We start from the raw sequence: 26,957 nt of genomic DNA on the forward strand, positions 1-26,957 counted from the left end.
CTGTTGGTTTTATACTTGACTCAGTTTTAACAGCAATCTACAATCCAAGAAACTGATAAAAGGGGACAATTATGAGCAATACAGAAGACGAAATAGTATACACTTGGGATGTTATGGAAATTGGGCATACAGCACCTCCATTAACTATAGAAATTACAGAAGATTATATTTCTTCATACTCAAATTCGATTCAAAATACTAATCAACAACATCATGACCCTTCAGTAGCTCAGTCGCAAGGGTTTCAGCAACTTGTAGCTCCATTATCAATGATATATAGTTTTGCTCCTATGAGAAGGCATGATATTTTTGAAAATTATGGATACGTAGGTCCTGAGAAATATTCTAAAGCTCCTCGAAGTACACCATTTGCAGGAACAGAGACCAAATTTTTCGGCATCCCTGTGGTTGCGGGAGATATTATTACTAGTACCACAGAGATATCAAATAGGTGGGAAACCAAAAGTGGAAATAAATTTGTTAGCTTTAAAATACAAGCTAAAAACCAAAGAAACGAATTAGTAGCAGAATATCTTTACAATATTATTTGGGAAAGATCTGCAGGACAAAAATCTCGTTCATAATTGTCATAAGGAGGACATATTATGTCTATTAATACCAGTCAAACAAATTTCAATGATATATCTATAGGAGATGAATTGATTGAGTTAAACAAAACTGAAACTCAAGAAACTATTGATATGTACGCTAAAGTTAATAATAGAGCAACGCCTACAGAAACAGATGAGGTTCGTAAGAATCTACACACGGATCCTGAATATGCTAAAACAGGAATTTTTGCAGGAACAGTTAACATGGGCGTAGCAACTTGTGGACATATGATGGAAGCATTGGAGTTATCTTTCCCGTATGAAAATTTATCACGCAGTAAATTCAGCATGCGGGCCTTAGAGCCATTTAGACCTGGTGATAAAGTAACATATTCCGGCAAAGTTAATAATAAATATGTAAACGAAGAGACAGGTAAGATTGAACTCGAAGTTGAACTTATAGGAACAAATCAGTTAGGACAATTAATTGCTTCAGCTCAGGTAACTATTCCTGAAGTTTAATTAGGCAATATAAATTGGATTATTAAGCGTAATTATTCTATTTTCGTTTTTGATTGATAAACGAATTTCTTTTGATAGATCAAATAGTTTCTTGTGTAATTTACCATCATAATATTTTAAGATAGTGTTTAATCCCGACTGTATTTTGTTATCAATTTCCTCTTCGGATATTTCTGTAGGATTTATTGTTTTAGACCCAATGATAAATCCCCATACAGAATTGTAACTAGGAATGAATCCATTATATCCTTGTGTTATAGGGAAAATCCGTTGAATTGTATTATAGATGGCAGTAAATACGTCCCGATGATCTAGGGGTCCACAGGGACCAGCTTGTATAGCCATTATACCTTCATTTCCCAGGTGATTTAATATTAGTTGATAAAATTCTTGAGTGAATAGTTTGTATGCAGGCCCAGATTCTAAAGGATCTGATATATCAATAATTATTAGATCATATATGGCTTTGGTAGATTCCAAATATTGGAATGCATCTTCATAAATTAGAGTCATTCGTTTATCGTCAAAACTTCCTTTATGATGATTTGGTAAATATTTTTTACATAACCTAATTACTTCTTCATCTAAATCTACCATTGTTACTGATTCAATATCATTGTGATATAAAACTTCTCGAGCTGTTGCTCCTTCTCCTCCACCTGCTATAAACACATTTTTGACATTATTTAAAGAATGTAGAGCAGGTTGTACAAGTAATTCATGATAAATATATTCATCTGCCTCTGAAGATTGGGTTTTATCATCTAAAATAAGAGTTCGACCAAATGAATGTGTTTCAATTATATCGATTTTTTGGTAATTAGATTGTCCAGAATATATAGCATTTTTTAGTCTCAAAGAATATGAAAAATCTTTACTATTATGTTCTGTGTACCAATTGTTAGATTTTTTGTTCATGGTGAATATTATTAGTATTAGGCTCTATAATGATGTCATTACGTGTACCGCGCTCTATTTCTTGTATATCAAAGTTTTTTGATTCTAGGCTTTTTATTAAAAAATTTGCTGCTTTGTTAGGTTCAAACAGGGCGCTACAGGTGAAGATATCTATAGCAGCATAATAATATTCAGGCCAAGTATGAATAGTTATATGGGATTCGGCGATTGATAGAATTCCAGTTACCCCAAATGGTGAGAATTTATGAAACTTTTCACCAATAATTGAAGCACCAGATATCTTTGCGGCAGTAATCATAACGGATTTTATAAAATCCATATCATCAATTAGTTTAGCATTGCATTTGTTAGCTTCTATTAATAAATGCTTTCCTAGTACTTTCAATTTTGATCCTTAATATAAGCTGTCAAGAAACAACTGTTGATCGATGATTTTTGAAAGATGATTTACCTTGGATTGATGAAGTACATCAAGTTCAATAAATTGCGTGGAAATAAGATTCAATGTTTCATGCGTTGAAGTATTTACAGAAATTATAGGAATTTCTTCTTCATTCGCATGATATTTTATGTAGTCTGTAATAGTGTGTTCCCCAGTTAATATTAAGCAGCTTGTATTATTGTTTATTGCTGCCATTTGAATATCTGGTCTATTGCCTCTTACTAATACAGCCTTATTATTAAATCGGTTAAAATAATCTTTACCAGAACCTAATACCATACCCCCAATCATAATTCTTTCTATGATTTTGGATTCGTAATACTCTATAGGATGCTCTGCAGTTAATGTCCCTTCAGTAATATTCAAAATATTACTGCTGGTAATGCCCCTCATTGTTCTGGTTTGGGGTATAATTCCTAAAATCGGAATAGAGGAATCTTCAGAGATTTTTTCTATATTTGATTCTAGTTTATGCTTTGAATATTTTGGGACAGAATTAAAAATTATTCCACTAATACTATTATCTGTTAATGCTTTGGCATTATTTATTTTTTCTTGAATGGTAGTAAGACTATCGTTTGTTTCTAATTTTAGAATTAAAACCATACTAGTTTCTGGAATTTCTAATAAAAATTTAAGTGCCTCTTCAGGAATATTATTTAAGCTTGGGGTGTCGATCATTAAATAATCAGTTAAATCGTCAAATTTACGTATATTTTCAACAATTTCTTTTTTGTTTTTTAAAGGGTTTAAAGGATAGGGGAATAATCCAATTTCATTTGGATGTAATTCTTTTATAAAGTTTGTTTCTAGGGATTCTTTATTTGAACTAAATAATTCTATGCACGTTGAGTTGTATCCCTTATTATTTAGGGATTCTGTGAGGCCTAGCGCACAAGAAGTTTTACCATCTTTTGGGTTTAATGATGTTACTAAAATAGTCTTCATTTAGATAAATAAGGTTTATATATTTCGTAAAAAACACCTATATAATAGTATCATTTTTATATTGAAAAAGAAATGGAATTATTGCTTATCAATAATTTGATTAAATTTTCGTACATTTTTATTTGTGATAAAGCTTGTAACTGTGAATATACTTAGAGCTGCTCCACCAAATGCTATAGCAAATGTAGGATTAGTAAATCCTGATATTAATCCAGCTTGAAAACCACTTAGTGGCCTCAGGCTAAATGTTAATCCATATAATCCCATAATTCTTCCTCTTAAATTATTCGGAACAGAAAGTTGTAAAGAACTTTGTGCTGAAATAGCAGGTAGAGTTCCAAATATCCCAACAATAAACATACAAATTATAGCCAAATAATACGACCCGCTTAATACTGATGAAAGAGCAAAAATAATAACAGATATCCCACTTAAAAAGCTTCCAATTACTACGTGGAAAAATTTAGAACCAAGATTTGGTTTTATGGCAATTACTATTGTTGTTGATAGGGCTCCTAATCCACTTGCTCCTAGAAGTATACCTTGTGCTTCTGGTCCCAAAGTTAAAACTTCTTTTGCGATTACTGGCATCATCGGAATATATGCTAAGGCAAAGAAGCTTTGAAAAAATGTAATGCTAATGATGAATTTAAATATAGAATGACTATTTATATAACTAAAACCTTCAAGTAAATCCTCTAATGGAGATGTGTTTTTTTGTTGGGGAGAAAAATTTACTTTAAGGGTTAATGCGATAATTGCCATTATTAAAAATCCTAAAGCTGATATCAGTATGGCAAATGCTACTGATGTCCAAACTATAAGAAAACCAGCTATAGCGGGAGAAATAATTCTTGTACCAGGCCATATTCCAGATAATAAAGCCACTCCACTTGGAATAGCTTCTCTATCAATAAGGCTTGGATAGAGAGCTCTTCTGGCTGGCTGATCAAAAGCTTCAACTGATCCTGATAATAGGGCCAGAAGTAAAATATGCCATTCATTAACAATTCCAATAAATGTCAAAAAACATAATATAAATATAAATAGTGCTAATAAAAATTGAGTAGTGAATACTAACATTTTTTGATTTAAACGATCCGCATACACGCCACCGATTATATTGAACACAATAGTTGGAATTCCACTCGCTAATGCTAGATATCCAATATAAAGAGAAGAATCAGTAATATCAAAAATGAGCCAAAATTGCGTAAATCTTAACATCTGGAACCCTGTAACTGAGATCAAGGTTCCTCCCCAAAAAGCACGAAAACTGGGATTTTGAAGGGCTAAAGGTAATTTCATATTCTAAGTAGTTTGTAATTCTAACACTTATTAATGGTAACATTTTTTGCTATACCATGTAAGCTCAGCTATTTACCCTGTGATTAAATTTTAAACAAGCTAATTATATTTGAAAGTGTCCATGAAGATGCAGCTACCAATTGTAAAATATCACCAGGGGCAAATGATCCATAAACGAAAACTGAAGCCATCCAAGAAGTACTAGCGATTAGTTGACATACCCATAACAGACTTAAATTAGATTTCAATTGTCTATTATTTCTAATTAACATGGGCACTCCTCTCCACAAGCTCCTAGGTCATCTAAATAGAGACCTTCTTTGCGATATTCTTCTAAAAGTGACGTATCCATGTCTAATCGTTCACCAATTGCATTAGCGACAACGCCAAATCTTTGTCTATACTTGTAAATAAAACATAATATAAGATTTTCATGACGAACTTGAGGCCCTACAAGAAATAAACCAGGAGTTTTTCTTGATTCATCATGTTCATTTAATAATACGTAAGAATTATTTTCGTCCCATTCAAACAAGTCTTTCACCATAGTTAAACTACTTTCAAATCCTGTTGCCAATATAGGTGGGGTATCAGTTTGGTATTTATACGATTTTTTACCCTTTACATATATCAAGTATTTGTTATTTTCAAACTTGATGTCTTTGACTTTGGATTTACCTACAAGTCTAATTCTTTCATTTGGTATTTCTTCACGTATTCTATCTACGGTGTATGGAGATAAGTTTTCACTAGGATCAGTTGTCCTCTTGGTACTCCAATCTGGATTTTCTTCTAAAACAGCTACTTTTTTACCTAGTCTACTTAGATGTATCGCTGCATCAATTCCACTCTCATTTCCGCCGATAATATAAATTTCATCACCGTCAATTTGTTCCCAAGTTTCTACTTTGCTGTTATGTATACATAATTCAGATCCTGGAAATGAATTTGTATTTGGGTATTGAAATTCTCCAGCTGCCCAAATCACAAAACGAGACTCAATTATTTGTTCTCCATTAACCTGAATAGTAAAACGATCTTGTGAATAGGTTACTTTTTCAACATTTGTATGTTCTTTAATTGGTAGTTCAAAATATTCTGCTATTAACTTTAAATATTTTGCATATTCTTTACCAGTGGGATGTTCAGTTTCTAGGGAATATGCTGGAGAAGTACCAGAGGCAACAGAATTGAGGTCAATGTGACCCCAAAAGTTAGTTGTAAATGAAGGAGTTATAAATCGCATTTCATTTGGCCATTTATCGAAAGTAGCTCCAACTTCATTTCTTTCAAGAACAACCATTTTTTCTACCCCAAAGTCTTTGAGCATAGCAGCAATTCCTATTCCTGAAGCACCTGCGCCTACAATAACAACATCATAAATTTCTAGTTCTTGTTTGAATACATAGTTTTCCATAATACCTCCATGGAAAACCATGATATCATAAATGAGAATGATTCTCAATCTCATTTATATGGAGAAAGGTTTCATCATATGCATAATTTCACCATTATAGGAATTGTTTGATAATCCAAATATGTTTAGCTATGTTTTCATGGTATTTATCTATGTAAATCTGAATGTATCTCTGTTATTATACCCATCAAATTTAATCTCTTTACTTGAGAGGTAGCTATGACAGTCTCGCAAGAATTTTCGTTTGAGTCCCAAAAATATATTGAATTACGAGCAGATGGCTTTAGTCTGCCATCACCAGAAATGAGAGATGCTATGTACAGAGCCGAAGTGGGTAATGACGGCTTTGGGGAAGATCCTTCAGTAAATCAATTAGAAGAAATGAGTGCAGAGATTTTTCAAAAAGAATCAGCAACATTTGTTTCTAGTGGCTCTATGGGGAACTTAATATCATTATTGGCTTATTGTAAAGAAAGTGATAGTGCCATTATTGGAAACAATTCTCATACATACAATCGTGAATTTAATAGAGATCAATCACAAAAACAAAGCTTACCACAAATTCTTGGTATACAACCCCAAGCAGTAAAAACAGATAGAAGAGGGATGTTAGATATTGAAGAAATTAATGGTTTTATAACCCATGTAATATCAGATCGTAAACCAAGAGTAATGATTGTAGAAAACACTCACAACCTTGCTGGAGGTAAAGTTCTTAATATTAATGATATGGATACTTTGCACAACGTTGTGACAAAAAGTAATATTCCCATACATTTGGATGGGGCAAGAATATTTAATGCATCTATAGCATTGGATATTTCTCCTGAGAAATTAACCGAAAAAACTGATTCAGTTCTATTTTGTCTTTCAAAAGGCTTGGGAGCACCTGTTGGATCGTTAGTTGTTGGTTCTCGAGATTTTATCAGTGAAGTTAAGGAATGGAAAAAAATATTAAGTGGATCTATGAAGCAAGCCGGTGTAATTGCTGCAGCTGGAATAGTTGCACTTAAGAATTATGAAACTAGTATTAGAAATGATCACCAATTAGCAAAATATCTCGAAAAAAGGTTATTAGAGCTAGAAAAAGTACGAGTTGAACCTGTTGAAACCAATTTAGTTTACCTAGAATTAGATGTTGATGACCCTTTTAAGATTTCTGAAAAATTAAAACAAAAAAGAATAAATGCTGGACCATATCATAGTGATAAAAGATGGAGGCTGGTTCCACATTACGGACTAACAAAAAATGATATTGATTATTTTATTGATACTTTATATACATTAATAAATTAGAAGGTGTAAGTAAAAAGGGATGGAAATATGACTAAGCTAAATAATGTGAGTTTATTAAAATCTGAAGCCATATCAACTACAGGTATGATTGGGACAAAAGATCGATATGCAACGGAAATAGGAAAAGCAGTTCTGGATAATGGAGGAAACGCTATTGATGCTGCTGTAGCTTCATGTCTTGCTATTGGCGTTGTAGAACCAACATCCAGTGGGATAGGTGGAGGTGGCTATCTTAATTTTCAAGTTGGTGATAAAGGTGGTGTTATTGGATTTCCAATGCAAGCATCTTTGAGTGCAAACTCTGACATGTATTCAATCATCAGTCAGCAAGGAGTCGGTAGTTTTGGATGGGCTAGTGTTAAAAATGATGAAAATATTCATGGATACAAATCTATAGCTATACCAGGAGCAGTTGCTGGCTTATATAAAGCTCATGAATTGTATGGATCTATGCCTTGGTCTGAATTAGTAGAACCTTCGATAAAATTAGCGAGAGAAGGAATTACACCACATTGGCATCTTTTATTTGATGTTGGAAAACTTATGGGGTTAATTTTTCAATATGATGAATTGCGACGTGTTTTAATGCCTTCAGGAGTTATGCCCACAAGTGACATAAATGATATGAATAAATTCAAACAACCACACTTAGCTGATGTATTAGAACAAATTAGCAAGTATGGCGCGAAAGGATTTTATGAAGGTGATGTTGCTGAGGCTTTAGTAAAAGGCATACAAGATAATGGAGGAATTCTGACAACGGAAGATTTTGCACAATATACTCCTTTTGTTTGGGATCAAGGATTAGAATTTGCATACAGAGGTAAAACTGTCCGAGTGCCTCCTTATGCATGTGCAGGTACGACGAGTGCTATGACTTTAAAATTATTAAATAACTTCAATTTAAGTAAAATTGAACACAATTCTATTGAGATGTTAAACGCTTATATACTAAGTGCTCGAATGGCTTATGTTGATAGGTTTGAGTATTTGGCCGATCCAAATTTTGTTGATGTTCCTTGGGAAGGGCTGGTTTCAGATGGCTACATAAAAACACGTTTTCAAGAGATGAGCGGTATATCACAATATTCAGATGGTAAAGAAATCAACTATCGACCTGGAAATCCATGGATTGAAGAAAAAAGGAAACCTAAAGAGGTTCTTCCAGCAAGCGTTCCTTCTGAAGATAAAGGTACAACCCATTTAGGTGTTATAGATAAGTTTGGTAATGCAGTTTCATTGACTAATACGTTGATGTCTGGATTTGGATCAGGAGTTGTTCCTAAAAACACTGGAGTAATAATGAATAATGGAATGATGTGGTTTGATCCTATTCCTGATAGGGTGAATTCTATTAAACCTGGTAAATTTCCCTTAAATAATATGACTCCAGCATTAGTGCTAGGAGATAATGGGGTCGAAATGTCAGTTGGAGCCTCAGGTGGTCGTCGAATAACTAATTGTGTAACTCAATTGATTATTAAATGTATAGATTATGGTATGAGTCCTCAAGAGGCTATTGATTCACCTCGAATAGACTGTAGTGCCAAAATAATAAGTACAGATCCTAGAATCCCGGCTGAAGTATTATCAAAATTAGAACCAAGAGGACATAGATTTCAAAGTATTGGAGACCACTCATTAGACAGTGGTTTTCCTAGTTTTGCAAGTCCAGTAGTTATAACGAAAGATGAAGATGGGACTGTAAGAGGGGGAGTTGATTCTTTCCACTCTGCTTTTATTCAAGGCCAAGAATGATATAAGGCTATTAATGAAAGTATCTAATATACCAAATACAAATATTATTTATTTAATTGAAAATTATGAAGCTCTATTATTTGATGCTTACGGTGTTCTTCTAAATGAATTTGGTGTTTTACCTGGTGCCATAAACTTAATCGATAAATTAAACAACACTAATAAACCTTATTTTATTTTGACAAATGATGCATCACGTTCTGTGCCAACTTCTTCTAATTTTTATAAAAGCTTTGGTCTGGAAATTCCTGAAGAAAAAATAATTACAGCAGGTTCTTTGATATATCCATACTTTCAAGAGAATAATCTAAAAGGTTCAAAATGTAGAGTTATTGGAACTGATGATTGTTTTTTATATGTTGCAGATGCTGGAGGAATAGTTAGTGATGATGATTTTGATGTATTAATTATTGGTGCATCTCCAGATAATTATACTTTTAGTTCTATTGAAGATCTTGTTAACAATTTATTTAGGATGCTTGATGTAAAAGAAAAAGTTTCAGTGGTATTACTTAATCCTGATTTATTATATCCAAAATCTACAGACTATTACGGTATTGGTGCAGGTAGTATACTTCTGTGGTTGGAATCATTCGTCGAAGTTCGGTATCCAGGTCAGTCAAAATTACAAATTACAAGATTAGGAAAGCCATTTAAAGAAATTTACCAAGAGGCTTTTCGTAGAACTAAAACCATGAATATGGTAATGGTAGGGGATCAATTACAAACCGATATAGTAGGTGCAAATAATTTTGGAATAGATTCAGTATTAGTACATTCTGGTCTGACAAAAAACGATACTTTAACAGGCCAGAATATATATCCCTCTTATACTTTATCAAGCATAAATGATTAAGTGAGGCAGAAATGACCACAATAAACACAGTAACCGGGACAATCGATAGTTCAGAATTAGGATATACATTAGTTCACGAACATATTTTGAGTACTTCTGCAGGCATAAAAGAAGTGTATCCAGAATTTATTGATAAAGAAACTACAATAAACACAGCAACAAGTCATTTAGAAAAATGCAAAAATGAAGGAATCACTACAGTAATAGATATGGCACCTTTTGATTTAGGAAGAGACGTTTTACTTCTCGAGGAAATTTCAAAGAAAACGAACATCAATATTATTACAACAACTGGTAGTTGGATTGCGCCTCCAAGGGAATTTGTTGGAACTGATCCTGATCTTATTGCTCCTTTATACGTTCGTGAAATAACTGAAGGTATTCAAGGCACTGGAATTAAAGCCGGGGTTATTAAAATATCCACAGATCGAGAAGGTATTACTCAACGATTTGATTCTGTAAGTCGTGCAGTAGCAAGGGCTCATTTGTTAACTGGGGTGCCTGTTTTAACACATACATATTCTCCAGCATTCGTAGGTAACGAGCAGGTAAGAATTTTGGAAGAAGAGGGAGTTGATTTAAATAGAGTATGTGTAGGTCACAGCAACGATACAACAAATATTGACTATCTCAAGGGCTTAATGGATAAAGGCGCATGGCTAGGATTAGATCATTTTCCTGGTACAAATCCTGATTGGGATACTAGAACTCTGATTATTAAAGAACTCATAGATTTGGGATATGGAGAAAAGATTATGCTTTCACATGATTTTAATTTAGGTAAGCATAATGCCAATTTAAATGACCAAATTGCACGTTGGGAAAGAAATCCTGATGGATATCTTTTTATAAAACATAAGGTTCTTCCAAGACTTCTAGAACTGGGTGTTTCGGAAAAAGATGTTAATGCATTAAATGAAGATAATGTGAGGAGATTTTTTGAAAACAAATAGTGGGTTAGAGATTTATTTAAGTGCGATAAATTTCCATAATTACTTACAGCAAAGGAGTATAACATGGCTATTATGAGTGGAGGACAAGCTGTCGTTAAAGCTTTAATGAATGAAGGGATTGATGTAGTATTTGGTGTTCCTGGTGTTCAAATAATGCATATTTACGATGGTTTTTTTAATCAATCAGATATAGAAGTAATTAGTTGTCGCCATGAACAAACTACAGTTTATATGGCTGATGGATATGCACGTTCAACCGGTAAAATTGGCGTAGCCTTAGTTGTTCCTGGCCCAGGAGCGTATAATGCGGGGGCAGCTATGTCTACGGCGTATGCAACATCATCTCCAGTAATTTTAATTTCTGGGCAAATCGATTCTAATGCAATAGGAAAAGATTTTGGGGCGTTACACGAAATTGAAAACCAATTAGGGTTTATGGCGCCAGTAGTAAAATGGAACGACATGGTTAACAAAACGGAAGCAATACCTGAAATAATCCATAGAGCAATACAAGAAGTTTCTACTGGTAGACCAAGACCTGTAGAAATAGAAATCCCACCTGATTTATTAGCAAATGAACAAAATATTGAATTTGTGGAAAAAGAAATTTTTACGCCATTAGAACCAGATATAAATGAAATTGTTAATGCTATTGATATTATTATGAAATCAAAGAAACCAGTAATTTGGGTTGGTGGAGGTGCAAATTTATCGGACTCTTCGGGAGTGTTAGTTGAATTGGCGGAATCTCTGAATGCACCTGTTATTACTACTCCTGAAGGTAAAGGAGCAATACCTGAATCGCATGCATTAAACATGGGAACTTCGTCATATGGATTTGGCCCTAGCAAAAACATTATCCCAGAATCTGACGTATTGATAGTTATAGGTAGTCGATTAGGTAGTTATCGTCCTGAGACTGGATCTGTACCTCATGAGAATATGAAATTGATTAATATAAATATAGATCCTACTGAAATAGGTAAAACGTATAATGCTGATGTAGGAATAGTCAGTGATGCTAAAACTGGCATCCAGGCAATTTTAGATATATTGAAATCAAAAAATTATAACTCAAATTGGGATTCGTCATATTTAGCAGAAACAAAAAAAGGTTATCGATCTCATCTTTTGGATATAGCACCAAGACAAGTTGAATTACTTCAAAGTATTAGAAATGTATTACCTAAAGAAACATTTGTAGTCAGTGGAGTAACCAATATGGGCTCATGGAGTAGTATTGCACTTGATATGTTTGAACCTCGAACTTTTATTACTTCTTCTTATATGGGTACCTTAGGATACGCATTTCCTACATCATTGGGTGTTAAAGTAGGCAATCCTTCTAAACCAGTAATTTCATTATGTGGTGATGGAGGATTTATGTACGGTATTGGTGAATTAGCTACAGCAGTACAATACGGGATTAATGTAGTTACTGTTGTTTTTAATAATCATCGATATGGAGCATCAAATAAAGATCAAAATCTTCGTTTTAAAGGAAGAACAGTAGGTACTGAATTGCATAATCCAGATTTTGTTCAATTAGCTGAAAGTTTTGGGGTAAAAGGAATAAAAGTTAATTCATTAGATGAAAGTTCTAAAGCTATAGAAGCAGCATTAGACATGGATGCTCCTGTAGTTGTTGAAATTGAATTACCTAGCGATTTAAATTTTCCGTATTATATAGATCAATAGTTTCTAATGAAAAAGTTATTATTTGGGAATAAATCTATATTTCTTGGATGGTGGGTTGTTTTTGGATCTTTTTTATCCAATGCAATGTATTCAGTGACAGGGCTTGTAGCAATAGGATTATTTATAGAACCAATGTCTTCTTCATTAGGTTGGTCTGTTGCTAGTATCTCTCTAGGCATTGCTTTAAGGCAAATTGCTGGAACAATTATTGGACCAATTATTGGTCCTAGAGTTGATAAAACTGAACCTAGAAATCTTTTTTTTCTATCAACCATTATCACAGGTTTTTCAACCATCGTATTAGGATTCATAACAAACGTATGGATCTTTTATATGCTTTACGGTGTAATTGGTGCAATTGCAATTACTGGAATAAGTAATTTAGTTACTGGGACCGTAATATCAAAATGGTTTGTAAAATCACGAGGAAGAGCATTAGGTTTCTCTGATCTAGGAAGTTCAGTTGGAGTCATAATATTAATACCGGTTATAAATATTATTATCACAAGCCATTCTTGGGAAATGGCTTGGGTATTTTTAGGAGTGTTACATTTAATTATTATGACACCAGTATCGTTTTTAATGAAAAGACAGCCAGAAGATTATGGATTATTACCTGATAATGAAGCCAATGTTGAAAATGGCTTAAATAATAGTGATATAAATTCCAATAAAGAGGTATGGACTGCGAAAGAGGCAATTAAAACATATCAGTTCTGGATTATTATTCTGGCCTTTGGATTAAGTAATATTTCTGTTATGGCAATTCTATCTCATCAAATCAATCATATTGTCCATAAAGGTTTCTCTTCCACACAAGCTGCTTTAATTATATCTTTATGGGCTATTTTTGCTGGTTTCGCAAGAGTTCTATTTGGATTTATTTTAGAAAAGATTTCTGTAAGATATTTATCATTTATTGTGATGATCGGTAGTGCATTAGGCACTTATTTTTTGCTTATTGGAAATTCTTTAGAATTGTTATATTGCTTTGCAATTATTTACGGAATATTTCGAGGAGCTATTGTTTTGATGTCAATAATTATCTGGGCTGATTATTATGGGAGAACACATCTGGGAGCAATTAGAGGGCTTACAACACCGTTTAATATCATATCATTGTCAACTGGACCTGTATTAGCTGGTTATTTTTATGATGAACTTGGTTCATATGATATGATTTTTTCAGTCTTTATTATGCTTTATATAATATCAGGTATACTAATATTATTTACTAATGCTCCCAAAAAGAAATAAACGGTTCATTGTGTTTTTAAAATAATAAGCTACCGGAATCGTCTCATAGATCCAAAAATACCAAAGAAGATTATACTAATAGCGCCGTATAAAACACCTCCGATTAGTACAGCATCTGCTGCTCCATTCATTGCATTCCCACCTAAGGTTATAGTACCTACATAAATTTTATTATGTGTTAGATATTCTGCTATGGAACCCATAATTAATGTCCCGATCCATGTCGTACCTTGAACTGTAGTTTCAAAACTCAGCACACGTCCTCTTAATTCATTTGGTGTTAATATCTGCATTGCAATCATCCTCATACTCCTAAACATCATTTGTGACATTCCCATGAAAAATACGAGTATTAGAGAGAGCATAAATATCTCAGAACGTGAAAAAGCTAGTATGACTATTGTATTTGCCATTGCAACAAAAAATAGCAAATATCCTCTGTATTTAAATTCACTTAACATAACAACTATAAGAGCCCCTATAGATGTACCTATAGTTGATGCAGTCATGATATATCCAAGTCCAGAAGCTCCAACTCCTAAAATTGCGTCTGCAAAGATAGGTAATAAAAACATAGCAGCACTACCAACCATGGCGAAGGCAAATCCAATAGCAATCAATCCTAATAATACTTTTTCACGCCAAACATGTTTGAATCCTTCGAAGAAAGGATATTTTGTTTTTTTTGAATCTTGCTTTAGTTTTTGTTCTTCTGGGTCCCATTTAAGCAAAAATATTGTGATTGCAGTAAAGAGTTGGCCTATAGATGTAAGTATAAACAACCAACCTGTACCTATAATCGCAATAAGAAGTCCTCCTAAAGCAGGACCTGCTACCCTTGGCCATGTCTCAGCTATGTTATCCAGTGCAACTGCATTTGGTAATTGTTTTTTTGTTACGATACTTCCAAGTATTGCTTGGTGTCCTGGTCTTCCAATTGATTGAATAATTCCGCTCATTACAGAAGAGACTACAAAGTGCCACCACTCAATAATTTCAAAATAAACTAATGATGCAACAATTGCCCATAGTATTGTTAAAGAAACTTCCGTATACTTTAATAGCTTTTTTCTATCGACTTTATCTGCTAGAAATCCACCAACAAATGGCATAAATAACATAGGCCAGGCTAAAGACGATGTGACAAATCCTAATAAAAATGGAGATTTACTGATTTCCCAAACAATCCAAGCCCTTAGAAACACGCGCATTTGTCGGGCCATATTTGATGTTACTCTACCTGCCCAAAGAAGCCTAAAGTTTGAGTTTTCGAAAGCCGATATTTTATCCCGAAATGTAATACCATTCCTCCATCTGAATAATGGGGTGCTAAATATTATTTTCTTTGATAATATTCCACATATTTTCTTAAAGAATTAGCTGTATTTTCCATTCCAAATACTGCAGGGATCCCAGCATCTGTTAATTGTTTATACACCATGGATCTATCCTCAGGAGATGGATGAGGATATGTTGTTGATATAAGAACTACATAGGGTTTTTTTGCGCGTTTTTTAAATTCGCAAAATATTTCTGGTGTATGCCCCCTATAAACACTTAATTTATCGTTACGATTAGATATATGAATTTCATGGACAATTATATCTACATTAGAATCCTCATTGAGGACATCTAGTACATTGTTTAAATGATCTTCATTAGCTAGTGTTCTTCCCTCAATAGGATTTGTATAAGTACTGCCGACTAAATTAAACTTAGTTAATATTTGATTATATGATTTTTCACTTAACCGAGGAATAGAGAAACCTGCTTTAGAAAAAACATTTGCCATTTCAGTTGCATGTCCCCCAGAAAGGGCTAAAACCCCAAGGTTATAACCAGATTGCTTGGGAGGATCTAATTTAGCTAAGAGTTTTGCTGTTTCAAACATTTCATCCATATTGTCTATTTTTATAGCATTACATTGAATCAACATATCATCCCAGATTTTAGGGTTAGATGTTTTTGAAGTGGAGTGGGAAGCAACGGCACGTTCAGCGTCATCAGTTTCTCCTACTTTCCAGATCATTGTTGGTTTTATTTTTGAAATTTCTTTTAATTGTTTGAAAAAATCTTTTCCACTTCTTATTCCTTCGAGATACATTCCGATGACTTTGGTGTCATCATCATTTGCTAAATATTTTAGATAGTCGTGACTATCTAAAATGATGCCATTCCCCATACTAACTAATTTACTTACTTTGAGGTCATGAAATGCACTACCTTGTGCAAATGCTACGGATTGTGAGCCACTTTGTGATATAAATGCCAAATTTCCATATTCTCCATGGTATCTACCTAGGTTAACTCCAATACCTAATTTCGGATTAAATATTCCCATACAATTTGGTCCAACAATTTTCAAATTTCCTTCTATTGCGATACGTTCGATTTCTTTTTCAAGCTCAATACCTTCAGGTGTGCCTGTTTCACTGAATCCCGCGGTGTATAAATGAACGCCTATAACTTTTTTTGTTGCACAATCTTTCAATATCCTAGGTACAATTTGAGCTGGTACTGATACTATTACCAAATCTATACTTTCTGGGACATCTAATATTGATGGGAAACTATCAAAACCTAACTCTTTTGCGCTTGCCCATTCATTTCGATCTACATTTACATGGTATTTTTTACCTTCAAATGGCTGTATTGTTCTAAGCCACATATGGTTGTCAACTGATTTTGAACCAACAACTGCAATACTTTGTGGTTCTAGTACTCTATCTAAACTATCCATTTGAACTTCCTTTTGAAACTAATTCTAGACTTCCATTATTTATATACAAATCATTGTTATCAGTATAAATTTCTTCTAATAACAACTTTTCAATACACTCTTGTTGGGTGGATAATTTTGATAAAACATCTATAGCCTTATAAAGTGTTTCAACATTTGGAGGAGTAAGATTTTTGTATTGATCTAACAATATTTTTGATGCAATTGGTTGAGCTACCATTTCTTTTGCGTCTTTTTTCTCTAAAGGAGGTATTCTATAGCTACAATCATTCCAAATATCAATAGATTGTTGACCAAATCCAAAAAATATAACATATCCAAACAAAAAATCTTTTTGCAAGCCTAAAGTAAGCTCGGTAGGGTTATTTTGAGGTTTCCCGATTTTAAATCCAAGTGAAATAAAAAAGTTATGCAATTCCTCTAGATTAAAAAATATTTTTTTTCCAGTTTGGAGATCTTCTAATACTGTTAAAGATTTTTTCATAGCCTAAATTGCTCTATTCGTATTTAATTTAAAGACCTATTAAGTAATCAGTAATTTAATTTAATAAATGCTACATATTATCTAAATAAGATGAATCAATACTACAGAAATTGTCACATAAGTCAATTTTTTAAATCTAGTTGATAGTAAATTATTGAGATTTAGATATTTTTAAAAAACATCCAGGTATTACTAAGGTTAGTGGCATTAAAGCTATTATTATCAGAGCAGGAATATATGATCCAGTATAATCGGTGAAAGTTCCTATAAAAATTGGAGATACCACTGAGGCAAAATTACCTGTTGTGAGTATTGCCGCTGTAACTATTCCAACTTTTGAGGCATCGACATATGGAAGTTCCATAGGTATCGTAATGATACTTACGATAAATATCGACATAAACATTCCAATACCTGCAACACTTATTATTAGAAGTATTTCACTTGCACCAAATACTGATCCAAAAGCAAATAAAGGTAAAACTGTTCCTGATGATATCAATAGTAATTTACGACTATAAAATTTAGATAAAATCACTCCACTTATTGGATTTGATATTGCATTGATTAAAGGGATGATTGATACTATTGACCCTGCTTCAGCTAAAGTCATATCTTTAAATTCATTATAGTACGTTGGTAACCATGCACTATATCCAACAAAAAGTGTAAGGGGCCCAATAGTTCCTAATGCAAGTAATAATACATTACGGTTAAAAATGAACGGTAAATTTTCACGCATAGAAAAATGAGTTTTATTTACTTTGTTTTTTGAAGTACGACCACCGATTGTCCAACAAAGAGTAGCAAAAGCAGGTATCATGCTATAAAAAAACAAGGTCGTATTCCATCCTACACCATTAGCGATAGGTATCGCTAATAATACCCCCAATGAAACACCCAAAGCTCGACCTGATTCATTGATTCCATTCATAATTGATAATTCTTTGGGTTTGAACCATTCCATAGTAATTGCACTAGTAGTTGGTATAGAAATAGCAGCCCCAATACCAAATAAAATTCTTAATAAGATTATTATTATGAAGGAGTCTACAAATGGAAGTAACAGACCTGAAGACATTAAACTTCCACTTAAGATCATTGCATTTTTGGAACTTATTTTGGAAATTAAAAAACCCCCTGGTAATAGAAATAAAGCCATTACAAAAGTCACAGAAGATATTAATAAACCAACTATTCCTTTATTAATGTCATAATTTTCCATAATTGAAAGAAATAAGGGGGAAGGTGCCATAAAATTTAAACCAAGTCCAATTTGTATTAGGAATAAAATGGACTGAATTACCCATCGGTAGTAACTATATTGTGGATTTTGCATATTAGAGCCTATAGTATTTTTTGCATGATGTGTTCTCGATCAATATGTGGTCCTACAAAATAATTATACTCTCCTATTTTTTGAAAGCCATGTTTTTGATAAAATTGGATTGCAATTTTATTATCGTTATAAACTCCTAGATAAATCGATTTATTTTTTTCTTCAATCGATTTATCAAAAACGTATTTAATTAGTTGGCTTCCAATACCAGAATGTTTTTTATTAGGATCAACATATAGTCTATGCAATTCATTACCTGGATATACAGGATTATTAACTGGTAATTCTAGTTTCCCGTACTTAGCATATGCAATAATTATATTATCTTCTTTTATAATTATAGTTTTATTGTTGGAGTTGTTTATTTGGTTCGTGAAGTATTTTTCTGAACAGGTTTTCTCAAGATGGTTTTGTAGATCTTCTTGTTTGTAATGTCTGAAAGTATCACTAAATGTTTTACCTGCAAATTGTGATAGTTGTGTTATATCGTCAATAGAAGCTAGTTGTATTTTGTACATTATGATAATCGTTTCATAGCAATAAAAAGTTCAGAGGAAGATAGAATTTTGATTCATCATTCCTTACTTGAAAATTAGTTTAGAAGTCTAGTCTAAATTTCTAATCATAATATACCACATTAAACAATTCTTCTTTTTCTATAACAATCTTGGTTATTGATAAAATCATTGCATTAAATAGATAAAATCTATATCATTATATAGAGAAATATTTAAAATAATTGTGGATGTTTGGGTGGCCAAATAATTAAGGATTGGTTGAATTATGAATATCCATGAATTTCAAGCAAAAAAACTCTTTGCAGATTACTCTATACCTGTTCCAGAAGGTTCTGTCGCTACAACTCCTCAAGAAGCAATTGAAATTTCGGGTATCTATAATAATAAAGTCGTTGTTAAAGCACAAATTCATGCAGGTGGAAGAGGTAAGGCTGGCGGCGTAAAATTATTTTCTGATTCAAAAGAAATTGAATCCTTTTCAGCTAATTTATTAGGATCTAATTTAATTACTGCCCAAACTGGTAAATCAGGGGTTCCAGTCAATAAACTATTAGTAGAAAAGATTTATGATATTCATCGTGAGATTTATCTAGCAATAATTATTGATGCTGTGACAAAATCGATAATTTGTGTTGCTAGTGAATTTGGTGGGGTCAATATTGAAGAAGTTGCGGAGAGCAATCCAGATAAAATATTTACAGTTGTTGCAGACCCAATATTAGGATTGCAACCATATAAATTAAGACTATTGGCTAAAAAATTAAATATTACTAGTGACCTTATTCGGTCTTTTTCCGGGTTAGCCACGAGTGCTTACAACCTTTTTGTTGAGAATGATTGTTCTATGGTTGAGATAAATCCTTTGGTAATAACAAATGACAGATTACTTCTTGCTTTGGATGCGAAAGTAAATATTGATGATGATGCATTATTTAGACATCCAGAATTAGTACACTTAAGAGATATTAATCAAGAGGACGAGAGAGAAACTCGCGCGGATAAAAGCAATATTAATTATGTGAAATTAGATGGTAATGTTGGCTGCTTAGTTAATGGAGCAGGGCTTGCAATGGCCACAATGGATGTAATTTCAGAATCTGGTTCACAACCCGCTAACTTTTTAGATATAGGTGGCGGATCAGATGAAGATAAAGTTGCTGAAGCTATGAAAATAATTTGTTCAGATACTGATGTTGATAAAATATTCGTAAATCTTTTTGGAGGTATCCTGCGGTGTGATGTAGCAGCCCGAGGAATTGTTCAAGCTAGTAAAGAAACAACAATACCACCAATTATTGTAAGAATGCTGGGGACAAATGCTGATGAAGGGGCACAAATATTATTAGATTCATCATTAGAGGTTAAATTAATTCATGATTTACATGATGCTAGGAAAGAGTTTTTAAAATCATGAGTATTTTAGTAAATAATAAAACTAAATTGGTTGTACAGGGAATTACTGGTAGGGAAGGTAGTTTCCACGCCTTAAGGTGTAAAAACTATGGAACAAACTTAGTAGCAGGAGTAACTCCAGGTCAAGGTGGTAATAAGTTTGACGAGACCGTACCAATTTTTGATACTGTGGAAGAAGCAGTTCGTATGACTGGGGCAAATACTTCTTTGATATTTGTGCCTCCACCATTTGCAATTGAAGCAATATCGGAGTCTATAGATTCAGGAATTGAGGTAATTGCTTGCATTACAGAAGGTGTACCAGCTTTAGATTCCTTAAAAATTTATAATTATTTACAAAACTCACCATCTATTTTGGTTGGTCCTAATTGTCCTGGAATGATTTCTCCTAATGACCATTGTAAAGTTGGAATTATGCCTGGAAGTATTCATTTGCCTGGAAGAATAGGTGTTGTATCAAGAAGTGGAACTTTAACCTATGAAGCAGTAGGGCAATTAAGTAATTTGGGAATTGGTCAATCGACATGTGTAGGAATTGGTGGTGATTCAATTACTGGAACATCATTTATTGATATGTTAGAAATGTTTGAAAAAGATGATGATACTGATGCTGTAGTTTTAATTGGGGAAATAGGTGGAACAAAAGAACAAGAAGCAGCTGAATATATTAAAACTAATTTTCACAAACCCATTTTTGGTTTAATTGTAGGAGCTAGTGCTCCTAGAGGTAAACGTATGGGGCATGCTGGTGCAATAATAACGGGAAAATCTGCTAGAGCATCAGAAAAAGTTAAGGCTCTTTCTTCTGCAGGCGTAGAAATTATTCCAACAACTAGTGACATAGGAAACACTGTAAAATACTCATTAAAATTATAATTATTGTTCCCTTTCGAAGTAGTATAGCCTGAGAATAAGCTTATGCTATAATCCCAAAGTATTATGAATTAAGGGAGATGTAGATGTCACAGGCAAAATACGCTGAATTGGTCTTACTTGGTACAGGAGGTGGTCCTAGAATATGGGCAGCCCGTTCTCAGCCTGCTAGTGCGATAATTGTAGACGGTATTGTCTATATTGTTGATGCAGGAAATGGTGTAACTGTTCAGCTGGCAAAAGCTGGAATAGACACCAATGCAATAAAATCAGTATTCATAACACATAATCATTCAGATCATGTTGCTGATTATGGGACTCTACTCTTACGAACCTGGCAGAGTGGCCATAAAGGACCTATAAATTGTTTTGGACCTCCGCCACTCAAAAAAATGACTAATGCATACATAGACTATATGGATTGGGATATTAATCTGAGAATTCAACATGAAGGTAGACCTGATTTCAGATCTATGCTGAATGTGTCTGAAATTAGAGACAATACTACAGTTTATCAAGACTCAAATGTAAAGGTGGATTGTTTAAAAGTGCCTCATGGAGAGGCTGATCCTTCTTTCGCATATCGTTTTGAAATTGACAATAAGGTAATAGTCTTTTCAGGAGACACCTCAAAAAGCGAAGAACTAATAAATTTTTCTTCACAAGCGGACATACTTGTACATGAAGTCATAAATCTCCAAGGTGTAGATGCAATTGTCAAAAATACCTACCCTGGTAATGAAGCATTTAGGAATCATATAATTGAGGGACATACCTCGATGGCAGAAGTAGGTGAGGTTGCAAGGAAAGCAGAGGTAAAAACTTTGGTTCTCAATCATTTTGTGCCGACAGGGTCGCCAGTATTGGACAAAGAAGAAATTTGGTTAGCTGGTGTAGGTGAAAACTTTGAAGGATCAATAATTGTAGGAACAGATTTAAAAAAGATACCAATTTAACTCAATCAATTTGAAAATAATTTATAAGGACCAATATGGAGAAATTAATCGATCAAAATGAAGTAGAAGATTTCCTTAGATCATGGAAAGATGGTGTGCTTGGGATTGCGAGAGCTTATCGAGAAGACAAAAATTATAAAGAGGTAGCCAAATCTTTTATCCAGACACATTATGCTTTTGAAGATGGCGATGTTTTATTCAAACCAACCTATACAACTGAAGTCGTTTTCAGAAATAATCTTGAATCTGCTTTATCATACTTTATTGCTGGCAATATTTCTGAAGATTCTGGTTTTGCCATAAAACCCTGGGAAGATATCAATGTTTCAAACATTAGTTTTTTAATTGAAGATGGTTTATGTGCAGTTCATGGAGTACTATACTTGAAGTCATTAAATTCTAATAATCAAACTAAAATAGCATTTACATTTATTCTGGATAAGATTAATGAAAGTTTGAAAATTAAAGTTCATCATTCTTCTCCATTGACTTAAGGAGTTAGTTATAACTTATTTAGACATAGGAATACTATCTGTATCATCATTTGTCACCTCTGCATTAACTGCAGTAGTGGGCGCAGGGGGAGGAACTGCATTGATCGCGATTATGCTACAGATTATGCATCCATCCGTTGCTATCCCAATTCATGGAATCCAGCAACTAAGTTCGAATACAACTAGGGTTATATTATTTTGGAAACAGATGTCATGGCCTATTATTCTTCGATTCTCACTATTAATGCCTATAGGAGTTTGGATGGGGTTGAAAGTTTTTCAAGGATTACCAGTAGAAATTATTCAAATACTCATCGGATCTTTTATTTTATTTTCTCTTGCGATACAACAGTTAGCTAAAAATAGAAATAAAGACTTTCCTCTTTGGGGATTTTATCCATTGGGATTAATTACAGGAGCTTTAAATATGTTAGTAGGTGTAATTGCTCCTATTTTAGGCGTGTTAGTGATTAGAAAAGAATTATCTAAAGAATCTATTGTTGGAACCTTAGGATTTTTTGGCTTTATAGGGAATCTACTAAAAATTATTGGATTTACAATAGTTGGTTTCAGTTTTATGAAATATTCATTAGCAATAATTTGCGTAATTCCTTCAGGGATATTAGGGACTTATATAGGACGTATAGGTTTAAGTAAACTTAATGAAAAGTACTTTTTAATATTATTCAGGATAGTTCTTATTATTTTAGCAATTAAGCTTATTGCTATTGATGGATTAGAAATAGATAAATTGGTATGAAATTTATAAACTGAGTGGTAAAATCACTGCTGTTAAGTAAAAGTTGGAAACTAAATTATAGTTCGATTAATGCTTAAAACATACAACACCTATCGTAATCGTAAATAAAGAACCTTTAATTTTCTATCATGAGTTTTTAAGGAAAAATTTGAATAAAAGTATTGTTGATTTATTTAAAAGCATCACACCTATAATTCAAGCACCAATGGCTGGTGTTACTAATCCTAAATTAGTAGCTGCAGTTTCAAATTCTGGTGCTATGGGTAGTTTTGGATTTGCATATAGTACTGTAGAAAAGATTTATTCAGATTTAAAGGAAGTAAGAAACCTTACAAAACAACCAATCAATACTAATTTTTTTATTTTTAAAGAATTACAAACTCCAACTGAAAGCGATTACAAACAAGCTATAGAAATCTTACAGAGCTTACCTATAACTAATTCTATTGAATACTCTATACCTTCGCCTCCATTTTTTCCTGAATTAGAGGAACAACTTGAACCTATATGGGAATATAAACCTGAGTTATTAACATTCCATTTTGGTATACCACCAAAACATGTAATTAAGAAAGCGCATTTACTAGGTATGCAGGTTGGAGTAACAGCTACTTGTTTAGATGAAGCACAAGCAATTGAAAATTCTGGTGTCGATTTTATAGTAGCACAAGGAATTGAAGCTGGAGGGCATAGAGGTACTTTTGATGCAACTGGTGAAAATGATACAAAATTGAGTACCATAGATTTACTAAAATCTTTGACTTCTCATTGTAGAATACCGATTATTTCTGCCGGCGGGATAATGGAAGGAAAAGATATTAATAATGCTCTAAATAATGGTGCACTGGCTGTTCAAATGGGTACAGCATTTCTATGCTGCGATGAGGCCGGTAAAAGTTCTTTATATAGAGATGCTATCCGCGCCCAAAAAGAAAGAGATACAGCATATACAAATGGATTTTCAGGTAGATGGGCACAAGGTATTAAGAATGAATTCATTAAATTAATGGATAAACAATTTGTTTTACCATTTCCTTTTCAAAATTTAATTACAGGTTCATTAAGATCATTTGCTGAAACTAACAATGATATAGAATATCAAAGTCTTTGGGCGGGGCAAGAATATAAAAAGATACGTGTATTACCAGCAAATAAATTGATAGCTGAATTAATTAAACAAATGAAAAATGCTAATACTGTTTAAGTCTAGAAATTAGAATATTTGCTATACTAATTGCAACAAACCAATAATTTCCACATGAGCATCTCTGTATTTTAGTGTTGGTGTTGAAGGTTTGTTATAATCAATTAGTCCTTCTTTAAGTTATACAGAGTCTTGGAAGGACTTGATTTTGTACCTGACTAATCTTTTATTCTTCGGATGAGTTCCATCTTAGAGATCTCTCAACTGCTTTACTCCAACCTGATTTTAATAGCTCTCTTTTTTTAGCTGGCATTGTAGGAGAAAAAGAGCCTCCATTTTCCCATTTATCTGAAAGCTCTTTCATATTAGACCAGAAACCACTGCCAATACCTGATAAATAAGCGGCTCCTAATAGTGTAGATTCAGACGTGGCAGAACGTTGGATATTAAAGTTAGATATATCAGATTGAAATTGCATTAGAGTATCGTTAACTGAAGCTCCTCCATCAGCTTTAAATTCCTTAAGTGAAATATTTGATTGATCAATCATCAAATTAATTACATCATCGCATTGGTAAGCAATAGACTCTATCGCAGCTCTAGCAATATGTCCTCGGTTACTACCCCCTGTAATACCTTGTATAGTGGCTCGGGCTTCAGGATCCCAGTAGGGGCTCCCTAATCCAGAAAATGCAGGTACAAAAAATACTCCACCATTATCTTCCACACTTAAAGCTAAATCCTCAACGTCTGAAGAATTATTAATAATCTTCATTTGATCTCTCAACCATTGTATTGTGGAACCTGCCGAAAATACTGCACCTTCAAGAGCATAAGAAACCTGCCCATTTAAGCTCCATGCGATTGTGGTTAAAAGTTCTTTTCCTGTAGAAATCAATTCAGTACCTGTATTAATTAATAAAAAGGCCCCTGTTCCATAGGTGACTTTAACCATTCCTGGTTCAAAACAACCTTGCCCAAACAAAGCACTTTGTTGATCACCAGCTATTCCAGATAAAGTTATAGAAGGGTTATTTAATCCAAAGGATACATGAGATAATTCACCACTTGATGGTACAACCTCAGGTAGCATTGATTTAGGAATATTCATGATATTGAGAAGCTCATCTGACCATTCTAATTTATTAATATCAAAAAGCATTGTTCGACTTGCATTAGTTATATCAATAATGTGACTTGATCCATTTGAGAAGTTCCAAACTAACCATGAATCTACAGTACCGAAAGCCAAAGAGTCATTCTCAGCTAATTTACGAGCTCCAGCTACATTATCCAAAATCCAACAAATCTTAGTTGCGGAAAAATATGGATCTATTGTTAACCCGGTAGTATTTTTTATACTTTGGGATAATCCTTTATCTATAAGTGTATTACAGTAATCAGTAGTTCTCCTACATTGCCAAACTATTGCGTTATAGATAGGTTTACCAGTAGTTTTATCCCACACAATAATTGTTTCTCTCTGATTGGTAATACCAACAGATATAATCGAAGAAAATTGTATGTTACATTCATCTAATAATTTACTTACTGTGTTTGAGACACTTTCAAAAATTTCTATTGGATCTTGTTCTACCCAACCAGGCTTAGGATAAAATTGTTTTATCTCTTGGTATCTTGAAGCAAGCAATTTACCATCCTGATTTACAATTCCTGCTCTTGTTCCTGTAGTTCCCTGATCAATTGATAATATATATTCTGGATTTTTCATAATTAAATTAACTTAGTTCTCATAAGGCTTTGCGAAGGATTATAGCACACTAGGTATAAATGATATTTATGCTAATTCATTTGGTTTTTAATCAAATTTGAAAACAATGTAGCTCGTGTTAAAATTTCGACATGTTGAATGCATGTAAGACAACTAAAATATATTGCCGCGTAAATTGCCCTCCAGGAAGGCGTACAAAACCAGAAAACAGAGTAATGTTTTATAGCGCTGAAGATGCAGAAACATCTGGATACAGAGCTTGTAAGGTTTGTAAACCTCTTGATGAGAGCTATCAAGGTCCCTGGAAACCTAAGAATCAACGACGGATATAGAAAATGGTTAAAGTATGAAAAGAAGTAATAATCAAATACTTATATATGTTTTTATTTTTATAGCACTAACAGTATTATTGGCACGTCTTTTTTAGGTTTAAATTAATGGAGCGGAAGACGGGATTCGAACCCGCGACCCTCTCCTTGGCAAGGAGATGCTCTACCACTGAGCCACTTCCGCAATTAAGGTGTTAATTATGCCGAGGGGCGGATTTGAACCACCGACACGAGGATTTTCAGTCCACTGC

27 protein-coding genes and 1 tRNA gene are annotated in these 26,957 nt (G+C 33.4%); 15 read left to right on the forward strand and 13 right to left on the reverse strand.

All coding sequences use genetic code 11. The annotated features are described in order from the left end of the window. Positions 1–71: 71 nt before the first annotated feature. Both FI695_02915 and FI695_02920 read left to right on the forward strand, forming a co-directional pair. Positions 72–584 (forward strand): MaoC family dehydratase, encoded by a 513-nt coding sequence (locus FI695_02915; GenBank protein MQG50911.1) that lies wholly within the window; start codon positions 72–74, stop codon positions 582–584. A gap of 21 nt (positions 585–605) precedes the next feature. Continuing rightward, positions 606–1,073 carry a hypothetical protein gene (locus FI695_02920; GenBank protein MQG50912.1) on the forward strand — a complete coding sequence of 156 codons (468 nt, stop codon included), beginning with the start codon at positions 606–608 and terminating at the stop codon, positions 1,071–1,073. On the opposite strand, the gene speE is transcribed toward FI695_02920, so the two are convergent. From speE to FI695_02950, 6 genes are all read right to left on the reverse strand, one after another. Next, positions 1,074–1,991: a polyamine aminopropyltransferase gene (speE, locus tag FI695_02925; GenBank protein ID MQG50913.1), complete on the reverse strand. Its 918-nt coding sequence runs from the start codon at positions 1,989–1,991 to the stop codon at positions 1,074–1,076. Then, positions 1,975–2,376 (reverse strand): adenosylmethionine decarboxylase, encoded by a 402-nt coding sequence (speD, locus tag FI695_02930; protein ID MQG50914.1) that lies wholly within the window; start codon positions 2,374–2,376, stop codon positions 1,975–1,977. Before speD ends, speE begins: the two co-directional genes overlap by 17 nt. A 9-nt stretch (positions 2,377–2,385) precedes the next feature. Next, the gene (locus tag FI695_02935) at positions 2,386–3,381 is read right to left on the reverse strand and encodes a hypothetical protein (protein MQG50915.1); all 996 of its coding nucleotides are present in this window, start codon (positions 3,379–3,381) and stop codon (positions 2,386–2,388) included. Positions 3,382–3,459: 78 nt separating this feature from the next. Further along, positions 3,460–4,689: an MFS transporter gene (locus tag FI695_02940; GenBank protein MQG50916.1), complete on the reverse strand. Its 1,230-nt coding sequence runs from the start codon at positions 4,687–4,689 to the stop codon at positions 3,460–3,462. An 83-nt stretch (positions 4,690–4,772) separates the two neighbouring features. Further along, positions 4,773–4,961, reverse strand: coding sequence for a hypothetical protein (locus FI695_02945; protein MQG50917.1), 189 nt, complete (start codon positions 4,959–4,961; stop codon positions 4,773–4,775). Beyond that, positions 4,955–6,106, reverse strand: a complete 1,152-nt coding sequence (locus FI695_02950) for a monooxygenase (GenBank protein MQG50918.1) — start codon at positions 6,104–6,106, stop codon at positions 4,955–4,957. The genes FI695_02945 and FI695_02950 overlap by 7 nt, the downstream gene beginning before the upstream one ends. A 219-nt stretch (positions 6,107–6,325) precedes the next feature. On the opposite strand from FI695_02950, the gene FI695_02955 reads away from it, so the two are divergent. From FI695_02955 to FI695_02980, 6 genes are all read left to right on the forward strand, one after another. Continuing rightward, positions 6,326–7,402 carry an aminotransferase class I/II-fold pyridoxal phosphate-dependent enzyme gene (locus tag FI695_02955; protein MQG50919.1) on the forward strand — a complete coding sequence of 359 codons (1,077 nt, stop codon included), beginning with the start codon at positions 6,326–6,328 and terminating at the stop codon, positions 7,400–7,402. A 27-nt stretch (positions 7,403–7,429) separates the two neighbouring features. Beyond that, a complete protein-coding gene (gene ggt, locus FI695_02960; GenBank protein ID MQG50920.1) occupies positions 7,430–9,160 on the forward strand; it encodes a gamma-glutamyltransferase in 1,731 nt (576 codons plus the stop codon). Positions 9,161–9,173: 13 nt separating this feature from the next. Beyond that, positions 9,174–10,016 (forward strand): haloacid dehalogenase, encoded by an 843-nt coding sequence (locus FI695_02965; protein MQG50921.1) that lies wholly within the window; start codon positions 9,174–9,176, stop codon positions 10,014–10,016. 11 nt (positions 10,017–10,027) lie between these two features. Continuing rightward, entirely contained in the window at positions 10,028–10,969 is a 942-nt protein-coding gene (locus FI695_02970) for a hypothetical protein (protein ID MQG50922.1), read from the forward strand. Positions 10,970–11,032: 63 nt separating this feature from the next. Beyond that, entirely contained in the window at positions 11,033–12,667 is a 1,635-nt protein-coding gene (locus FI695_02975) for a thiamine pyrophosphate-binding protein (GenBank protein ID MQG50923.1), read from the forward strand. A 6-nt stretch (positions 12,668–12,673) separates the two neighbouring features. Next, positions 12,674–13,924, forward strand: a complete 1,251-nt coding sequence (locus FI695_02980) for an MFS transporter (GenBank protein MQG50924.1) — start codon at positions 12,674–12,676, stop codon at positions 13,922–13,924. A 29-nt stretch (positions 13,925–13,953) separates the two neighbouring features. Here FI695_02980 and FI695_02985 read toward each other — a convergent pair whose 3' ends face one another. The 5 genes from FI695_02985 to FI695_03005 all read right to left on the reverse strand — a co-directional run bounded on the left by FI695_02985 (position 13,954) and on the right by FI695_03005 (position 19,005). After that, positions 13,954–15,288 carry an MFS transporter gene (locus tag FI695_02985; GenBank protein ID MQG50925.1) on the reverse strand — a complete coding sequence of 445 codons (1,335 nt, stop codon included), beginning with the start codon at positions 15,286–15,288 and terminating at the stop codon, positions 13,954–13,956. Continuing rightward, the gene (locus FI695_02990; GenBank protein ID MQG50926.1) at positions 15,261–16,664 is read right to left on the reverse strand and encodes a hypothetical protein; all 1,404 of its coding nucleotides are present in this window, start codon (positions 16,662–16,664) and stop codon (positions 15,261–15,263) included. The genes FI695_02985 and FI695_02990 overlap by 28 nt, the downstream gene beginning before the upstream one ends. Beyond that, entirely contained in the window at positions 16,657–17,148 is a 492-nt protein-coding gene (locus FI695_02995; protein MQG50927.1) for a hypothetical protein, read from the reverse strand. The genes FI695_02990 and FI695_02995 overlap by 8 nt, the downstream gene beginning before the upstream one ends. 151 nt (positions 17,149–17,299) lie before the next feature. After that, positions 17,300–18,487 (reverse strand): MFS transporter, encoded by a 1,188-nt coding sequence (locus FI695_03000; GenBank protein ID MQG50928.1) that lies wholly within the window; start codon positions 18,485–18,487, stop codon positions 17,300–17,302. Positions 18,488–18,495: 8 nt separating this feature from the next. Next, complete coding sequence (locus tag FI695_03005) at positions 18,496–19,005, reverse strand: GNAT family N-acetyltransferase (protein ID MQG50929.1); 510 nt, start codon at positions 19,003–19,005, stop codon at positions 18,496–18,498. A gap of 265 nt (positions 19,006–19,270) precedes the next feature. Between FI695_03005 and sucC the strand changes: the two genes are divergently transcribed. The 6 genes from sucC to FI695_03035 all read left to right on the forward strand — a co-directional run bounded on the left by sucC (position 19,271) and on the right by FI695_03035 (position 24,705). Further along, positions 19,271–20,419: an ADP-forming succinate--CoA ligase subunit beta gene (sucC, locus tag FI695_03010; GenBank protein MQG50930.1), complete on the forward strand. Its 1,149-nt coding sequence runs from the start codon at positions 19,271–19,273 to the stop codon at positions 20,417–20,419. Further along, entirely contained in the window at positions 20,416–21,294 is an 879-nt protein-coding gene (sucD, locus tag FI695_03015) for a succinate--CoA ligase subunit alpha (GenBank protein MQG50931.1), read from the forward strand. The genes sucC and sucD overlap by 4 nt, the downstream gene beginning before the upstream one ends. Positions 21,295–21,377: 83 nt before the next feature. Next, entirely contained in the window at positions 21,378–22,247 is an 870-nt protein-coding gene (locus FI695_03020) for an MBL fold metallo-hydrolase (protein ID MQG50932.1), read from the forward strand. A 35-nt stretch (positions 22,248–22,282) separates the two neighbouring features. Beyond that, complete coding sequence (locus tag FI695_03025; GenBank protein MQG50933.1) at positions 22,283–22,741, forward strand: phosphoribosyl-AMP cyclohydrolase; 459 nt, start codon at positions 22,283–22,285, stop codon at positions 22,739–22,741. 10 nt (positions 22,742–22,751) lie between these two features. Further along, positions 22,752–23,501: a sulfite exporter TauE/SafE family protein gene (locus FI695_03030; protein ID MQG50934.1), complete on the forward strand. Its 750-nt coding sequence runs from the start codon at positions 22,752–22,754 to the stop codon at positions 23,499–23,501. A gap of 148 nt (positions 23,502–23,649) precedes the next feature. After that, positions 23,650–24,705, forward strand: a complete 1,056-nt coding sequence (locus FI695_03035) for a nitronate monooxygenase (GenBank protein MQG50935.1) — start codon at positions 23,650–23,652, stop codon at positions 24,703–24,705. Positions 24,706–24,871: 166 nt separating this feature from the next. On the opposite strand, the gene glpK is transcribed toward FI695_03035, so the two are convergent. After that, complete coding sequence (gene glpK, locus FI695_03040) at positions 24,872–26,377, reverse strand: glycerol kinase GlpK (protein MQG50936.1); 1,506 nt, start codon at positions 26,375–26,377, stop codon at positions 24,872–24,874. Positions 26,378–26,508: 131 nt separating this feature from the next. Between glpK and FI695_03045 the strand changes: the two genes are divergently transcribed. Further along, positions 26,509–26,709 (forward strand): hypothetical protein, encoded by a 201-nt coding sequence (locus tag FI695_03045; protein MQG50937.1) that lies wholly within the window; start codon positions 26,509–26,511, stop codon positions 26,707–26,709. 106 nt (positions 26,710–26,815) lie between these two features. On the opposite strand, the gene FI695_03050 is transcribed toward FI695_03045, so the two are convergent. After that, a tRNA-Gly gene (locus tag FI695_03050) sits at positions 26,816–26,890 on the reverse strand. Positions 26,891–26,957 lie beyond the last annotated feature (67 nt).

The sequence above is a fragment of the SAR202 cluster bacterium genome, assembly GCA_009392515.1.
Taxonomy (GTDB): Bacteria; Chloroflexota; Dehalococcoidia; order Lucifugimonadales; family UBA6952; genus UBA6952.

Excerpts from the sequence above, each read along its gene's own strand:
- FI695_02915 (MQG50911.1), top strand. The coding sequence starts at position 72 with ATGAGCAATACAGAAGACGAAATAGTATACACTTGGGATGTTATGGAA.
- FI695_02920 (MQG50912.1), top strand. The coding sequence starts at position 606 with ATGTCTATTAATACCAGTCAAACAAATTTCAATGATATATCTATAGGA.
- speE (MQG50913.1), bottom strand. The coding sequence starts at position 1,991 with ATGAACAAAAAATCTAACAATTGGTACACAGAACATAATAGTAAAGAT.
- FI695_02935 (MQG50915.1), bottom strand. The coding sequence starts at position 3,381 with ATGAAGACTATTTTAGTAACATCATTAAACCCAAAAGATGGTAAAACT.
- FI695_02940 (MQG50916.1), bottom strand. The coding sequence starts at position 4,689 with ATGAAATTACCTTTAGCCCTTCAAAATCCCAGTTTTCGTGCTTTTTGG.
- FI695_02945 (MQG50917.1), bottom strand. The coding sequence starts at position 4,961 with ATGTTAATTAGAAATAATAGACAATTGAAATCTAATTTAAGTCTGTTA.
- FI695_02950 (MQG50918.1), bottom strand. The coding sequence starts at position 6,106 with ATGGAAAACTATGTATTCAAACAAGAACTAGAAATTTATGATGTTGTT.
- FI695_02955 (MQG50919.1), top strand. The coding sequence starts at position 6,326 with ATGACAGTCTCGCAAGAATTTTCGTTTGAGTCCCAAAAATATATTGAA.
- ggt (MQG50920.1), top strand. The coding sequence starts at position 7,430 with ATGACTAAGCTAAATAATGTGAGTTTATTAAAATCTGAAGCCATATCA.
- FI695_02965 (MQG50921.1), top strand. The coding sequence starts at position 9,174 with ATGAAAGTATCTAATATACCAAATACAAATATTATTTATTTAATTGAA.
- FI695_02970 (MQG50922.1), top strand. The coding sequence starts at position 10,028 with ATGACCACAATAAACACAGTAACCGGGACAATCGATAGTTCAGAATTA.
- FI695_02975 (MQG50923.1), top strand. The coding sequence starts at position 11,033 with ATGGCTATTATGAGTGGAGGACAAGCTGTCGTTAAAGCTTTAATGAAT.
- FI695_02980 (MQG50924.1), top strand. The coding sequence starts at position 12,674 with ATGAAAAAGTTATTATTTGGGAATAAATCTATATTTCTTGGATGGTGG.
- FI695_02990 (MQG50926.1), bottom strand. The coding sequence starts at position 16,664 with ATGGATAGTTTAGATAGAGTACTAGAACCACAAAGTATTGCAGTTGTT.
- FI695_02995 (MQG50927.1), bottom strand. The coding sequence starts at position 17,148 with ATGAAAAAATCTTTAACAGTATTAGAAGATCTCCAAACTGGAAAAAAA.
- FI695_03000 (MQG50928.1), bottom strand. The coding sequence starts at position 18,487 with ATGCAAAATCCACAATATAGTTACTACCGATGGGTAATTCAGTCCATT.
- FI695_03005 (MQG50929.1), bottom strand. The coding sequence starts at position 19,005 with ATGTACAAAATACAACTAGCTTCTATTGACGATATAACACAACTATCA.
- sucC (MQG50930.1), top strand. The coding sequence starts at position 19,271 with ATGAATATCCATGAATTTCAAGCAAAAAAACTCTTTGCAGATTACTCT.
- sucD (MQG50931.1), top strand. The coding sequence starts at position 20,416 with ATGAGTATTTTAGTAAATAATAAAACTAAATTGGTTGTACAGGGAATT.
- FI695_03020 (MQG50932.1), top strand. The coding sequence starts at position 21,378 with ATGTCACAGGCAAAATACGCTGAATTGGTCTTACTTGGTACAGGAGGT.
- FI695_03025 (MQG50933.1), top strand. The coding sequence starts at position 22,283 with ATGGAGAAATTAATCGATCAAAATGAAGTAGAAGATTTCCTTAGATCA.
- glpK (MQG50936.1), bottom strand. The coding sequence starts at position 26,377 with ATGAAAAATCCAGAATATATATTATCAATTGATCAGGGAACTACAGGA.
- FI695_03045 (MQG50937.1), top strand. The coding sequence starts at position 26,509 with ATGTTGAATGCATGTAAGACAACTAAAATATATTGCCGCGTAAATTGC.